Origin of the sequence: Amycolatopsis pithecellobii, from assembly GCF_009707865.1 — a bacterium.
In the GTDB taxonomy this organism is placed as follows: Bacteria; Actinomycetota; Actinomycetes; order Mycobacteriales; family Pseudonocardiaceae; genus Amycolatopsis_E; species Amycolatopsis_E pithecellobii.
In genome coordinates this window covers 47440-61809 of the sequence record NZ_WMBA01000017.1, presented here as the reverse complement: position 1 = coordinate 61809, position 14370 = coordinate 47440, and the positions used below count along the sequence as shown (strand labels likewise).

Genomic DNA, 14370 nt, shown 5'->3' with positions numbered 1-14370 from the left:
AAATCAACGTATGCCGGGGGATCTTCCGTCGCAACCGAGGCCGGTAACGATTCAGCCGGTTGACCCGGATGGGCGCATGGCGAGTTTCGCCAGCAGATCACGACCCTGTTCCGCGTTGCGCGGCTGGCACAGTACGTCGTATCGCCCGGCGACAAGCTGGCTGGCCGAGGAGAAATCGCGCCTGCCGCGGGTGGAGGCGTAGCTGATACCGGCGAACACGACGCCGAAGAACATGCCGGAAATGAGCCCCACCAGGATCGGCTGGTAGTGGATACCGGGGCCGCCACCGCTGAACAGGCCGAGCAGGATGCCGACGAACAGGCCGAACCATGCGCCGGAAACCGCGCCCGTGCCGAGCACCCGGCCCCACGACAGCCGGCCGGTCACGCGTTCCACCAGCATGAGGTCCACACCGACGATGGTCACGTCTTCGACCGCGAAATCGCTGTCCGCGAGATGCTCGACGGCGCGTTGCGCCTCCGCGTAGGTCGAGTACGAGCCGATCGGCCATCCGCTTGGCGGCGTCGGCATCCGGGGCAGCCCTTGTGCGGGACGTCCTGACGAGGAAAACGGGCTGGTCACGGTCATCACCTGTATTGAGAGTTCGAGCGGAGTTCCATCCTGCCAATGCCTAGGAAACCACGCGAACCCGGCACCCGGGGTACCGTGACAGCCCCTTTTACCAATCCGACGGAAAGTAGGCGGACACGGTCCACAGCCGATCAGCTTGTAGCCACCCGTTTCCGCCGTGGCTGCCGTCGGATTGGTAACGAACGGCACAGTGTGCACACGCCGGCGGATTCAGCCCTTGGAGGGAGGGCATGCGGACGCCCCGGGCACCGGCGCGAAGGTGTCCATAGTGGACGGTCACGAGCCGCACCGGCGCTCCAGCGGTCAAGCCGTGAGCGGCGGTTCGGCATCCTCTCCGGCCTGTCCGCGTGGGGCCGGCGCCACCTGGCCGTTCGGCCGGTCGGGCGCGGCGACTTCCGGATGCTGTTTCGTGTAGGTGTCCACGAAACGCAGCAGCTCCACCGGGAACGGCAGCACGAGCGTCGAGTTCTTCTCCGCCGACACCTGCACGACCGTCTCCAGCAGCCGGAGCTGGAGCGCGGCCGGCGTATCCGCCATCTTCGCGGCGGCCTGCGACAGCTTCTCCGAAGCCTGCAGTTCACCGTCGGCCGAGATGACGCGGGCGCGGCGTTCCCGTTCGGCTTCGGCCTGCCGCGACATGGACCGCTTCATCGTCTCCGGCAACGCGACGTCCTTGATCTCCACCCGGTCGATGTGCACGCCCCAGTCCAGTGCCGGGCTGTCGATCATGAGCTCGAGCCCCTGGTTGAGTCGTTCCCGGTTGGACAGCAGATCGTCGAGGTCGCTCTTGCCGATGATGGAGCGCAGCGAGGTCTGGGCCACCTGGCCCACCGCGAACCGGTAGTCCTGCACGTTCACCGCGGCCACCAAAGGGTCGATGACCTGGAAGTAGACCACCGCGTCCACGCGCACCGTGACGTTGTCACGCGTGATGCCCTCCTGCGCGGGCACCGGCAGGGTCACGATCTGCATGTTGACCTTCTGCAGCCGGTCCGCGACGGGCACGAGCATCGCCAGCCCCGGCTCACGGATGGCCCGCCGCACCCGGCCGAACCGGAACACCAGGCCACGCTCGTACTGTTTGACCACGCGAACACTCGCGCCGAGCCAGGCGACGCCTGCGACGGCGATTATGGAGACAATTTCCACCACCATGGCAGCTCCCCGGAAGTAGGTCCCTGCACCTGTCGATGTTACCCCTGTCACACAGCTTCGGACCCACCATTCTGACCAGCCCCGACGCCCGGAGTCCACTGTCCACTTGAGACACCAAGAGGGTCCACAATGGACAAACCGGCCCTGTTCCGCCGACGCGATGGGCGGCCCGGCAGGCATACGATTAGCCTGACTGGCGTGAACAGGGTTTTCGCTGCCCAGCTTGCCGGATTGCCGGTTTTCGGCCCGGATGGCGAGTCCATCGGCAAGGTCCGCGATGTCGTCGTAGGGCTGCGGCTGGATCTGCAGCCGCCACGGGTACTGGGCGTGGTCGTCGAGCTGTCCACGCGACACCGGGTGTTCGTGCCGATGCTGCGGGTCACCTCCATCGAACCGAACGCCGTCACGCTCGCGACCGGCTCGGTCAACATGCGGCAGTTCCACCAGCGACCCAACGAGGTACTCGTGCTGGGGCAGCTCACCGACGCACACGCGTCCCTGCGGGAGACGGGCGCCAGGGTCACCGTCGTCGACGCGGCGATGGAACCACTGCGCACCCGCGACTGGGTGCTGTCGAAACTCGCCGTCCGAGAACGCACCGGGCGTCTTCGCCGGTCCTCACTGCAAGTGCGCCCGTGGGAAGAGATCAAGGGGCTGGGACTCGCCGACCTGGTCACGCACGGCGCCCAGGGCGCGGGCCAGCTGCTGATGCTGTTCGACACGATGCGCCCGGTCGACATCGCCGCGACGGTGCGGGATCTGCCGACCAAGCGCAAGCACGAGGTCGCCGACTCGATGGACGACGAACGGCTCGCGGACGTCCTCGAGGAGCTGCCCGAGGACGACCAGAAAGAACTGCTGCAGCACCTGAGCGAGGAACGCGCGGCCGACATCCTCGAAGCGATGAACCCCGACGACGCCGCGGACCTGCTCGCCGAGTTCGCCCCCGCCGACCAGAACCGGTTTCTGGACCTGATGGAGCCGGAAGAGTCCGAGCCGGTCAAGCGGCTGCTGGCCTACTCGTCCGACACGGCGGGCGGGCTCATGACACCGGAACCGGTGGTGCTCACCCCGGATGCCACGGTCGCCGAAGCGCTGGCCCATATTCGCAATGCCGATCTGCCCGCGGCGCTCGCGACGATGGTCTTCGTGTGCCGCCCCCCGTCCGCGACACCCACCGGGCGCTACGTCGGGGTCGTGCACTTCCAGCGGTTGCTGCGGGAACCACCGGCGGAGATGATCGCGGCCGCGGTCGACTCCGACCTGCCCGCGCTGCGTCCCGGCGCATCGCTTTCGGAGGTGACACGGTATTTCGCCGCGTACAACCTGGCGTGCGGTCCGGTCGTGGACGCGCAGGACCATCTGCTCGGCGCCGTCACCGTCGACGACGTGCTCGACCATCTGCTGCCCGAGGACTGGCGTGAGACCGGGCTGCGCGACGTGACCGACAAGGAGGAGGTGGAGCATGCCTGAGCTGCTCTCGCGACGGCGACTGGACCAGCCCCGCAGCGGGCGCCCCGTCATCTCGATCGACCCCGACGCGTTCGGGCGGATTTCCGAGCGCCTGGCGCGATTTCTCGGCACCGGCAAGTATCTGTTCTGGCAGACGCTGATCGTGATCGTGTGGGTCGGCGTCAATCTCGGCGCGGCCGCGCTGCGCTGGGACCCGTACCCGTTCATCCTGTTGAACCTGGCCTTCTCGACGCAGGCGGCGTACGCGGCGCCGCTGATCCTGCTGGCGCAGAACCGGCAGGACGACCGCGACCGGATATCCCTTGACGAGGACCGTAACCGCGCCGCGCAGACCAAGGCGGACACCGAGTACCTGGCACGGGAACTGGCCGCGCTGCGGCTGGCGATCGGCGAAGTCGCCACCCGTGACTACCTGCGCGGCGAGCTCGACAAACTGCGGGAAGATCTGAATACCAAGCCCAGGAAGCAGAAAGGCAACCGTCAGGCGCCGGAGCCGGTTACCGGTACGTAGCCGCCGGCCCCTCACCCCACGGACGCGCTCCGGGCGGCAGTAGTCTCGATGCATGACCAGCACGCAACAGCTTCCCAGCGTGGAAGACGTCCGCGCGGCACTCAAGGACGTCTACGACCCCGAGATCAAGAAGCCGATCACCGACCTCGGCATGGTCAAGGACGTCGTGGTGGGCGAAGACGGGGTCGTCACGGTCGCGGTGTACCTGACGGTCGCCGGCTGCCCGTTGAAGGACACCATCACGCGCGACACCACTACGGTCGTCGGCAAGCTCGATGGTGTTCGTGACGTGCGGGTCGAACTGGACGTGATGAGCGACGAGCAGCGCACCGAGCTGCGGAAGTCATTGCGCGGGGATGCCGAGGAGCCGGTGATCCCGTTCGCGCAGCCGGGTTCACTGACGCGGGTCTACTGCGTCGCCTCGGGCAAGGGCGGTGTCGGGAAGTCGAGCGTGACGGTCAACCTGGCGGTCGCGATGGCCGAGCGCGGACTTTCGGTCGGGGTGGTCGACGCGGACATCTACGGGCATTCGGTGCCGCGGATGCTGGGCGCGCGGGAGAAGCCGACGAAGGTCGAGAAGATGATCATGCCGCCGCAGGCGCACGGCGTGAAGGTGATCTCGATCGGCATGTTCACCCCGGGAAACACGCCGGTGGTGTGGCGCGGCCCGATGCTGCACCGGGCGCTGCAACAGTTCCTGGCCGACGTGTTCTGGGGCGATCTGGACATTCTGCTGCTGGACCTGCCACCGGGCACCGGGGACATCGCGATCTCGGTGGCACAGTTGATCCCGAACGCCGAGATCCTGGTGGTGACCACCCCGCAGCAGGCGGCGGCCGAGGTCGCCGAGCGGGCCGGCGCGATCGCGATGCAGACGCGGCAACGGCTCGCCGGGGTCATCGAGAACATGTCGTGGCTCGAGACGCCGTCCGGCGAGCGCATGGAGATCTTCGGCTCCGGCGGTGGCCAGACGGTGGCGGACTCGCTGTCGAAATCGACCGGGGCGCAGGTCCCGCTGCTCGGGCAGGTCCCGCTGGACCCGCGGCTGCGGGAACAGGGTGACGCCGGCACGCCGATCGTCCTTGCCGAGCCACAGGCACCGGCGGCCGAGGTGCTGATGGACGTGGCGCAGAAACTGTCGGTCCGCGCACGAGGCCTAGCCGGAATGATGCTGAACGTCACCCCAACAACCCACTAACCCCCGCGAGTCGCACGGAACGTGCGCGCGAGTCGCACGTTCCGTGTGTGCGAGTTGCGCGTTCCGTGTGTGCGAGTCGCGCGTAGCGTGCGACGGGAAGGCTCAACTCGCGCGACCGGAACACGCAACTCGCGGGACCAGAACACGCAACTCGCGCGACCGGAACGTTCGACTCGCGGCGTCCTAGGTGGCGTCTGGGTCGACTGGGGGTTTTTCGCCTGAGGTGAGGGGCTTGGGTTCGGCTGGTTTGGCGGTTGGCGCCGGGTAGCCGTTCGGCTTCATGCTGCCGCCGCTGGTTCCGTTCAGGCCCAGGGGATCCGGGTCACCGTCGAACAGGTGGTTCGTGATCGCCCGGCGCGGGTCGAAGTTGCGCAGCTGACGCAGGTCCTCGAGCGGCTTGCGGAACTCGTCGAACTCCGGGCCCATCTCGTCACGCAGCTGCTGCCGCGCCCCCGCCGCGAACTCACGCACCTTCCGCACGTTCTTGGCCAGCCACGAAGCCGCCTCGGGCAGCCGTTCCGGGCCGAGGATGAACAAGCCGGCGACGACGAGTACGAGAATCTCGCCCCAGCCCACGCTATCGAACACCAGCGAACCTCCTCGCGACCCCTGCCAGGCCAGCGTACCCCGGTCAGTCCGAACCCAGGGTTACGTCAACGACAAGAGGACGCCCCTGCCGGACCAGCTGAACCGGCACGACCTCGCCGACGTTGTGCGCCCGGACCGCGACCGTCAGCTCGGCCGCATTGCGCACCAGCCGGCCGCCCACCTTCGTGATCACGTCGCCCTCCGCGATGCCGGCCTTCGCCGCCGGGCCGCCGTCGGCGACATTCAGCACCTGCGCGCCCTCGGACGTGTCCGCCGACACCGACGCGGCGTTCACCCCGATGTCGGCATGCTTGACCTGCCCGCTGCTGATCAGCGCCCGCGCGATCGCAATGGCGTCGTCGGCGGGGATCGCGAAGCCGATACCGATGCTGCCGCCCTGGCCTGCCTCGCCGCCGTCGGTCCTGATGGACGAGTTGATGCCGATGAGCGCGCCTGTCGCATCGACGAGCGCACCACCGGAGTTGCCGCGGTTGATGGGCGCGTCGGTCTGGATCGCGTCGTACGTCACCGGCGGCTCACCGTTTTCGCCCTGCGCAGTGATCGGCCGGTGCAGCGCGCTGACGATGCCCGCGGTCACCGTGTTCTGCAGACCGAGCGGCGAACCGACCGCGATCACCGAATCCCCTGGCTCCAGATTCGAGGATTTGCCGATCTGGATGACGACCGGGTTGCGCACCGCGATCTTGATGACCGCGAGGTCGGTCTTCGGGTCGGTACCGACGACCTTCGCCTCGGTGCGGGTGCCGTCGGTGAACACCGCGGTGATCTTGGCCTGCGCGTCGTTCGTGGCCAGCGCGACGACGTGGTTGTTGGTGATGGCGTAGCCCGCCGGGTCGATCAGCACTCCGGACCCGACACTGCCGGACTGCCCGGATTTCACCTCGATCGACACGACCGCCGGCGCCACCCGCTGTGCGATGTCGGCGACGGACCCCGGCGCGCGTTCCTTACCCGCCTCCGCCTCGGAGATCGTGGCGCTGCCGGTGAGTGAGTCGCCGGCGCCGGCGATCCACCAGCCGACGAGTCCGCCGACAGCACCGATCAGCAGGGCCACCACACCGAGCAGGGCGAGCGCGACCGGTTTCACCCGCCGGCCGAACAGCACCTCGGGCAGCGAAAGCATCGCCCCGCGAGGCGGGTCTTCGTCGCCTGACTCCTCGCTCTGGGGTTCGAGTGCGGGACTGCCGAGCACCGCGGCCGCACCCGGGTCACGCCACGGGTCGGCCGTTTTGGACCACAGCGGGGACTCCGGCTCCGGGCCCTGACGATTGCCGTTGTCGTCACCGGGACGCTGAAGCCGCACGTCCTCCGCGCCGGCGGGACGGCCGAACGCCTCGGCCAGCGACTCCGGCGCCGGCGGTTTCGCGATGATCTGCCCGTTGTCCGAACGCGGCGTATACAGCTTGTCGAACGCGCCCTCGACACCCTGCGGCCTGCCGAAAGTGGCGGCCTGCGCGGGATCGACCGAGGGACGGTCCAACGGCTTCGGGGCAAGCCGGGGCTCGCCGGACTGCGCTGGATTGTTCGGCTGACTCATCGTTCCCCGGGGTGGACGGATTTCACGGCTCGGCGCGACCCTACGCCACCTGATTCTTCCGTCTCGACGGTGAAGCCGACGTCAGCGGCTCGGCTGCGCCGAAGTAGTGGTCGTGGTCGTCGTCGTGGTGACCGCAGCGGCCGGCTGGCCGCCGAGCTGCGCGCGGAGCACGCCCGGGTTCGCACCGGCGGGCTGCTGCGGGGTTTCGGCTGTGCCGCCACCGCCGGACGTGCCGACGATCGCGAGCGCGCTCAGCACGATGCCGGACACCACCACGCCCGCTCCTTGCGCGGCACGCCGGCGCACCGAACCGGACCGATGCGAGTTGAGCACCGCGGATCCGCTGCCGAGCCGGGTGCCGGAGCCGAGCGGCGCCGAGGAACCGAACGGCATCTGCCGCAGGCCGGCCACGCGTTCGGGCCGCTGGATGGCGACGAGCTGACCGTCCTCGGTCAGCGCGAGATTGTCCGGCGACATGGGCAGATCGGTGTGCTCGGGGATGGCGCGCAGGCTGGCCAGGAAACCGGCGGACATGCTCGGCGCCCCCGCGTCCTTGACCGCGGCCCTTGCCTGCCGCTGCGCCGACACCTCGGCCGCGCAGCACGGGCAACCGGCGATATGCGAAGCGGCCCGATCCCGCGCGCCCAGCGACAACTCGCCATCTACGAAGGCGACGACCACGTCGGGCAGCAGATGCGATTCGGGAAACAGGCCCCTGCCTCGCATGTCGGTCATGCGGAAGCCTCCAGGGGTTCCTCTTTCAGCGCGCGCCGCCGCTCCAGCGAGGCACGCAGCGCCTGCCGGCCACGGTGGATCCGGCTGCGCACGGTGCCCAGCTTCACGCCGAGCGTCGCGCCGATCTCCTCATAGGACAAGCCTTCGACGTCGCACAGCACCACCGCGGCACGGAACTCAGGCGGCAGCTCGTCGAGCGCGTCCTGCAGGTCCGGGTCCAGATGGGTGTCGCTGTAGACCTGCTCCGGGCTCGGGTCGTCCCCGACGATCCGGTCGGTGTCCTCGGGCAGGCCCTCCATCCGCACCCGCGAACGGCGGCGCGCCATGTCGAGGAAGAGGTTCGTGGTGATGCGGTGCAGCCAGCCCTCGAAGGTGCCGGGCTTGTACGACGCAAGGGACCGGAAGACGCGGATGAACGTCTCCTGGGTGAGATCCTCCGCGTCGTGGGCGTTACCTGTCAGGCGGTAGGCGAGCCGGTACACCCGGTCGGCGTGCTCCCGCACGACTTCGTCCCAGGACGGCGGCGTCCACGCGGCCTCGTCCACCGTCACCGGGCGGCCCTCGGTCACGAGCTGCTCGTTCATCGGGCTCTTCTGCATCGGCGGGGAAGGCACCTCCATCAGGCTGTTCTCCCTACTGCTCGTCCCAACGCGGTCTGATCGCGTTGTGTTCCCGGCTATGGGACTCAGCTTGCCCCTTGTCCTTATGTGTCTAGTGAGACCGGACTGAGAGGCGCCTGAGAGAAGTGTGCACGTCTTGCACGAATTTGCCGACGACCAGCGCTAGCCTTCCGGTGTGACCTCCGAGACGCACGCCGGCGTCGATGCCATCAACCTCGCTGTCGAGAGCTATCTGCCCGACGACGCCGTGTTGCTGGCCGCCCGGATGCGTGCGGAGGATCTCGGCTGCGCAGCGCTCGGCGGGGCCGCGGGTGCGGCGTTGTGCTTTCTCACCGCGAGCCTGCGGGCGCGTGCGGTGGTGGAGATCGGCACCGGCACCGGGGTCAGCGGGCTGTACCTGCTGCGGGGGATGGCGCCGGAAGGGGTCCTGACCTCCATCGATCTCGAACCGGAGTACCACCAGGCGGCCCGGCAGACGTTTCGCGACGCGGGTTTCGCGCCGGGGCGCACGAGGCTGATCATGGGCCGCGCGCTGGACGTGCTGCCACGCCTCACCAGCGGCGGCTACGACCTGCTGTTCGTTGACGCGCCGCGTGCCGAGTACCCGGGTTACTACGAGCACGGTGTGCACCTGCTGCGCGCGGGTGGCGTGATCGCGTTCCACGGGGTCCTCGCCCCGCGGTCCGACCCGGCCCGGCGGGACCCGGGTGTCCTCGCCGCTCGCGAGCTGGCCAGGGCGGTGCGCGAGGACGAACGCCTTGTCCCGACGCTCCTTCCCATCGGCGCCGGCCTTTTGGTCGCGGCGATGCGGGGCTGAGTCTGGCGGAGCTTGACGCATCCGCAGAGGCGCCACTCGCGCAGCTCACAGCCAGCCCGGACGGCCGCGTGACCATCCCGGCGCCGGTCCGGCGAGCCGCGGGAATCGAGTCAGGGCAGCGGCTGGTCGCACGCCGTATCCAGAATCGCGTAACCACGGCGACTGCCGGGCACACCGGCAGCGCCGCGGCTGAGCTGATCGCGGAACGGCGCGCTGAGGCGGCCCGCGAGGACTCGAGCGGCAACGCCACGGTGTCCGACGCCAAGGATCGCCGAACGGGACGGGCATGATCGCCGTGCTCGACGCCAGTGCAGTCCTGCCACTGCTGCGCACCGAGCCTGGCCACGAGAAGGTGGCAGATCTTTTGCCCGGCTCGATGATCTCCGCTCTCAACTACAGATGATGCGGCGGCGTTGATCGCGCTCGGCGCGACCGTCGCCGCGTTCGACGCCACCGCGGCCGCCAAGGCGGCAAAGCTGTGACCGGCGACCCGCAAGGCGGGGCTCTCTCTGGCCGATCGAGCATGTCTGGCCCTGGCCGACGACCTTCCGGACGGGGTGGCCGTGACGACCGATCGCGCGTGGGTTGAGCTCGAGCTCACCGTGCGGGTCGAGTTGGTCCGCTGAGCGTCCGCTGCGGACCGGTTTTTGTCGGTGCCCGAGCTCCAATCCGACCAAAAGTAGGCCGACCGCTCAACCGGAAGCCGAGCTACACAGGCTGTTTGCCGTAACTGTGGTCGGATTGGTATCGGTCGACACAGTACGGTGGCGCCATCGTGACTTCCGAGGAGGTGACCGGATGCGCAAGGCCGTGGTCGATGCCGCTCGCTTCATCGCCGGGCACTGCGGCGAGCGGATCACGTTGTGCGACGTGGCTGATCACGTCGGCTACAGCCCGTTTCACCTGTCCCGCGCCTTCGAACGCCAGCTCGGCCGGCCGCCGGGGCAGTTCATCGCGACACACCGGTTCCATCAGGCCAAACGGCTCCTGCTGGCGAGCGACGAACGCGTGATCGACATCTGCCACGCCGTCGGGTTCACCTCGGTCGGCACGTTCACCGCCCGGTTCACCAGCGCGGTCGGGCAGTCCCCTGCACGGTTCCGGCGATTACCCGAGTTGCTCGCGGACTCCCCGCCGCGGCCGATCATGGTGCCGGGCGCCGCGCGCGAGGGCGGAATGGTCACCGGGTCGGTGCGGTTGAGCGCCGCGGCCAGTGCGGCGGTCGGTGAGGCCGCGGTGTACGTCGGGCTGTTCCCCCGGCGCGCGGCTCGCGGCTATCCGGTGAGCGGCACCCTGCTCGGCCAGACCGGGGACTTTCTGCTCGCCGACGTCCCAGCCGGGCGCTACTGGCTGCTCGCCGCCGCCCTGCCTGCCAAGGCGTGCGCCGAGACGCAGCTGGTCCCCACGCGCACGGTCGCGGGTGCCGCGGCCGAACCGGTATGCGTCAGCCCGCGCGCCCCGCTCCACCACCGCGACGTGCAGCTGGACGTGCTGGCCGAATGGGACACTCCGGTGCTGGTCGCGTTGCCGCCGCTCGCGTCGCGGCTCACCGTCGCCGAGCGGTCAGCGTGACCACGGCGGCCGCGCCCGCGAGCCAGCACACGACCGCCACGACCAGCCAGCTCCAGCCGGCGTGTGCGAAGATCACGCTGCCCGTGGTTCCGCCGACGCTGCTGCCCAGGTAGTACGTCAGTGTGTAGGTGCCGGACGCCTGCCCGCGCGCCCCCTCGGGTGCCTCGGCCGCGGTCCAGCCGTTCGCGACCGCGTGCGCGGCGAAGAACCCGCCGGTCATCACCACGATGCCGAGCACCACCAGCACCAGCGAATCGGGCAACGTCAGCAGCACACCGGCCGCGGTGATCAGCAGCGCGCCCACGGCCGAGCGCAACCCTCCGAACCGCGCCACGGTCCGGCCCACGGTCGCCGAGGACACCGATCCGATGGCGTAGGCCAGGAACACCAGCGACGCGATCGCGGGCGAGAGGTTCAGCGGGGAGCCGGTCAGCCGGAACCCGACCGCGTTGTAGACCGCGACGAACGATCCCATCGCGAGCAGCGCCACGGTGTACTGCGCCAGCAGGATCGGTTTCTGCACGGCCATGCCGATTCCCGCCAGCACCCCGGTCCGTTCCGGCGACGGCCGGGCGGCCGATGGAGGCAGCGCAAAGACCGTCACCAGCGAGAAAATCGACCCGAGCACCCCCGCGACGGCAAGCGCGCCGTGGTAACCCAGCGGCCCGGCGCTGAGCCCGGCCGAGAGCCTGCCCAGCATGCCCCCGACCGAGTTGCCCGCGATCATCGCACCGACCGCCGCCGCGACCCCCGTCTTGCCGAGCTGCTCGACGAGATAGGCCGCGGCGACGCCGGTGAAGCCCGCGATCGAGATGCCCTGCAAAACCCGCAGGACCAGCAAAAAGCCGTACGACGGCGCGAACGGCAGCACCAGCGCCAGCGCGGCGGAGACGATGACCGACGTGAGGATCACCGGCCGCCTGCCCACGATTTCCGACAGCGCCGCGATCGGCAGCACAGCGATGGCGAGGGCGCCGGTCGCGACGCTGACCGCGAGCGAGGCACCACCGGGATCGAGGTGGTACTGGGCGGCGAGCTGCGGCAAAACCGACTGCGGCGCGTACAGCAATGCGAACGACGACAAACCCGCCGCAGCCACGGCAGTCTTCACGCGCCGGGCGCCGGCCGGCGCGGAAACGAGCAGGTCTGCGGTCATACGCTCGAAGCTAAGCGTGGCTAATCGATACGTCCAATACGTCAAACTGGCAACATCTATACGGTGACGTATGGAACTCAGGCGGAGCCCGCTGACCAGCGGCTCGTCGCCGCGCTGGTGCCTCATCTGGCGCTGCTGTCCGCACTACGTGAAACGCGCAACATCACCCGGGCAGCCGAGCTACTCGGCATCCCGCAGCCCACGGTGAGCCGGCGCCTGGCCGCGCTCGCCAACGTGGTCGGCGCCCCGCTGACCGAGCCGGACGGTCGTGGGATCCGGCTGACCAGGGTCGGCACGATTCTCGCCGACACCGCGGGCCAGGCGCTTCCGCCGGTCGAAGCGGGCGCGCGGCAGGTCCGCGAGGAGATCGAGCCGGACAGCGGGCATGTCGTGCTGGGCTTCCTGCATCTGCTCGGCCGTGCGCTGGTACCGAGCCTGCTGCGCGGGTTCCGGGCGAACCATCCGGGTGTGCGGTTCAGCCTCGTTCAGGGCTCGCGGCAGAACATCCTCGACCGGCTCACCTCGGGTGAGCTCGACGTCGCGCTCGTCGCGCCCATGCCCGAGGGCTTGGAATCGATCGCCATCGCCGAACAGGATCTGCTGCTGTCCGTACCGGCCGGGCACCGGCTCGCCGAGCGGCGGCGCGTCCGTTTCGCCGAACTCGCCAAGGAACAGTTCGTGATGCTGGAACACGGGTACGGGATCCGTCAGATCACCGACGCGCTGTGCGCGGAAGCCGGGTTCGAGCCGAAGGTCGTCTTCGAGGGGCAGGAGTCGGACACCGTGCGCGGCCTGGTCGCCGCCGGTTTCGGCGTGGCGGTGCTGCCGCGGTTCGGCGCGACCGCTCCGGCCGGTGTCGCGGAGATTCCGTTGTCGCCGAAATCCAGCCGGACGATCGGGTTGTGCTGGCGCCCCGGTGACCACTTCACACCCGCGGTGCGGGCCTTCCGTGACTATGTGCGCGCTCAGGCGTAGGACGCGGCAAGCTCCACCAGCGTCCGCGCCGCGAACCCCGTCGCACCGGGCACCACCTCGGCGTACGTGGTCTCCGCGCGTGCCGGGCCCGCGATGTCCAGATGCGCCCACGGCACACCGTCGACGAACTCGCGCAGGAACAGCGCGGCGGTGACGCCGCCGGGACCGCCCGGGGCCTGCCGCACGTCGGCGAGCTGGCCGCGCACCGCGTCGGCGTGGTCCTCCAGCAGCGGCATCCGCCACCATGCCTCGCCCGCCTGCTCCCCCGCCGCGAGTACGCGGGCGGCCAGGTCGTCGTCGGTTGCGAACAGGCCGCCCGTGCGCAGACCGAGCGCGACCTTCATCGCGCCGGTCAGCGTCGCGACGTCGACGACCGCGTCGGGGCGGAACCTGCGGATGCCGTAGACCAGCGCGTCGGCCAGGACCATGCGGCCCTCCGCGTCGGTGTTGCTGACCTCGGTGGTCATCCCGCCGTAGTGCCGGACCACGTCACCGGGGCGGTACGAACCACCGGACACCAGGTTCTCCGCCGCCGGGACCAGCGCGGTGACCCGAACACCGAGCCCGAGCCTGGCGATCGCGCTGGTCGCGGCGATGACCGCGGCGCCGCCGGCCATGTCCGTGCGCATCAGGTGCATACCCTCGGCGGGTTTGATCGACAGGCCACCGGAGTCGAATGTAATGCCCTTGCCGACCAGCAGCAGATGCCGCGATGCCCCGCGTGGCCGGTACGCCAGCTCGATCAGCCGAGGCGGGCTGGCCGAGCCGCCGCCGACCGCGAGCATCCCGCCGAAGCCCTGCTCGGCGAGCCATTTCTCGTCGTGGATCGTCGCCCGCACGCCGGACACCTCGCCGACGACCCGTTCGGCGGCCGCGGCGAGCCACTGCGGGTTCTTGATGTTCGAGGGCGAGTTCGCGAGGTCGCGCGCCAATGTCGCGGCGGCCGCGAGCTCCCTTACCCGGCCGACGATTTTCTCGTACTCGGGAACCGCGCGCTCGTGCGGCGTCAGCAACCGGAGGGTCCGCACCGCGGGCGCGGGCGCGGCAGTGACCTTGAACTGGTAACCGCCGAGCAGCGCGCCCATCGCCAGCTCGGCCACCGTCTGCCCGTCGGGCTCGGGACCCAGTTCGACCTGCACGGCGTTGGCCGGTTGGCCGTCGGACTGCGCCGCGCGGACGAGCGCGGCACCCGCCGTGCGCCAGTCCTGGGCCGAGCCTTCGCCGGCGCCGACCTGCCAGCGGAAGTCGCCGTCGCCGTCACGCACCTCACCGGCTTTGCCGCTGCCCAGGGTGGCGACCGGGATGCCACGGCGGCGGGAATCGGAGACCTCGATGTCGATCATGCGGCTGGGTACGGACGGCAACGGGAAGCGCGCCAACTTGGGAGACCTCCGGGCGGGGACAACGAAAGACCGGCGGAC

15 protein-coding genes are annotated in these 14370 nt (G+C 69.7%); 7 read left to right on the top strand and 8 right to left on the bottom strand.

Features of this window, described 5'->3' with window-relative positions; genetic code table 11:
- Positions 1-51: 51 nt before the first annotated feature.
- Positions 52-588, bottom strand: a complete 537-nt coding sequence (locus GKO32_RS13805) for a YflT domain-containing protein (RefSeq protein ID WP_154757239.1) — start codon at positions 586-588, stop codon at positions 52-54.
- A 306-nt stretch (positions 589-894) separates the two neighbouring features.
- A complete protein-coding gene (locus GKO32_RS13800; RefSeq protein ID WP_154757238.1) occupies positions 895-1746 on the bottom strand; it encodes an SPFH domain-containing protein in 852 nt (283 codons plus the stop codon).
- Between the two features lie 189 nt (positions 1747-1935).
- Between GKO32_RS13800 and GKO32_RS13795 the strand changes: the two genes are divergently transcribed.
- From GKO32_RS13795 to GKO32_RS13785, 3 genes are read left to right on the top strand one after another with little or no spacing between them, the layout of a single operon-like run.
- Positions 1936-3219, top strand: coding sequence for a magnesium transporter MgtE N-terminal domain-containing protein (locus tag GKO32_RS13795; RefSeq protein ID WP_154757292.1), 1284 nt, complete (start codon positions 1936-1938; stop codon positions 3217-3219).
- Entirely contained in the window at positions 3212-3730 is a 519-nt protein-coding gene (locus tag GKO32_RS13790) for a DUF1003 domain-containing protein (RefSeq protein WP_154757237.1), read from the top strand. The genes GKO32_RS13795 and GKO32_RS13790 overlap by 8 nt, the downstream gene beginning before the upstream one ends.
- Before the next feature lie 52 nt (positions 3731-3782).
- On the top strand, positions 3783-4928 hold the full coding sequence (locus GKO32_RS13785) for an Mrp/NBP35 family ATP-binding protein (RefSeq protein ID WP_154757236.1): 1146 nt from the start codon (positions 3783-3785) through the stop codon (positions 4926-4928).
- 183 nt (positions 4929-5111) lie between these two features.
- Here the strand turns inward: GKO32_RS13785 and tatB are convergent, their stop codons facing one another.
- The 4 genes from tatB to sigE form a co-directional block, all read right to left on the bottom strand.
- A complete protein-coding gene (tatB, locus tag GKO32_RS13780) occupies positions 5112-5516 on the bottom strand; it encodes a Sec-independent protein translocase protein TatB (RefSeq protein ID WP_312867885.1) in 405 nt (134 codons plus the stop codon).
- Between the two features lie 43 nt (positions 5517-5559).
- Positions 5560-7074, bottom strand: a complete 1515-nt coding sequence (locus tag GKO32_RS13775; protein WP_154757234.1) for a S1C family serine protease — start codon at positions 7072-7074, stop codon at positions 5560-5562.
- A gap of 81 nt (positions 7075-7155) precedes the next feature.
- Positions 7156-7809: an anti-sigma factor family protein gene (locus GKO32_RS13770; RefSeq protein WP_154757233.1), complete on the bottom strand. Its 654-nt coding sequence runs from the start codon at positions 7807-7809 to the stop codon at positions 7156-7158.
- A complete protein-coding gene (gene sigE, locus GKO32_RS13765; RefSeq protein ID WP_154757232.1) occupies positions 7806-8429 on the bottom strand; it encodes an RNA polymerase sigma factor SigE in 624 nt (207 codons plus the stop codon). The genes GKO32_RS13770 and sigE overlap by 4 nt, the downstream gene beginning before the upstream one ends.
- A gap of 175 nt (positions 8430-8604) precedes the next feature.
- Here sigE and GKO32_RS13760 point away from each other — a divergent pair, with 175 nt between their 5' ends.
- The 3 genes from GKO32_RS13760 (at position 8605) to GKO32_RS13745 (ending at position 10818) form a co-directional block, all read left to right on the top strand.
- Entirely contained in the window at positions 8605-9246 is a 642-nt protein-coding gene (locus tag GKO32_RS13760) for an O-methyltransferase (protein WP_312867884.1), read from the top strand.
- A 68-nt stretch (positions 9247-9314) separates the two neighbouring features.
- On the top strand, positions 9315-9536 hold the full coding sequence (locus GKO32_RS13755; protein WP_246243664.1) for a hypothetical protein: 222 nt from the start codon (positions 9315-9317) through the stop codon (positions 9534-9536).
- Between the two features lie 508 nt (positions 9537-10044).
- Complete coding sequence (locus GKO32_RS13745; RefSeq protein WP_154757230.1) at positions 10045-10818, top strand: helix-turn-helix transcriptional regulator; 774 nt, start codon at positions 10045-10047, stop codon at positions 10816-10818.
- On the opposite strand, the gene GKO32_RS13740 is transcribed toward GKO32_RS13745, so the two are convergent.
- Positions 10793-11974, bottom strand: a complete 1182-nt coding sequence (locus tag GKO32_RS13740) for an MFS transporter (RefSeq protein WP_154757229.1) — start codon at positions 11972-11974, stop codon at positions 10793-10795. The genes GKO32_RS13745 and GKO32_RS13740 overlap by 26 nt on opposite strands.
- A 63-nt stretch (positions 11975-12037) precedes the next feature.
- Here GKO32_RS13740 and GKO32_RS13735 point away from each other — a divergent pair, with 63 nt between their 5' ends.
- Positions 12038-12949: a LysR family transcriptional regulator gene (locus tag GKO32_RS13735; RefSeq protein WP_312867883.1), complete on the top strand. Its 912-nt coding sequence runs from the start codon at positions 12038-12040 to the stop codon at positions 12947-12949.
- Here GKO32_RS13735 and GKO32_RS13730 read toward each other — a convergent pair.
- Positions 12940-14292 carry a leucyl aminopeptidase family protein gene (locus tag GKO32_RS13730; protein WP_154757228.1) on the bottom strand — a complete coding sequence of 451 codons (1353 nt, stop codon included), beginning with the start codon at positions 14290-14292 and terminating at the stop codon, positions 12940-12942. The genes GKO32_RS13735 and GKO32_RS13730 overlap by 10 nt on opposite strands.
- Positions 14293-14370 lie beyond the last annotated feature (78 nt).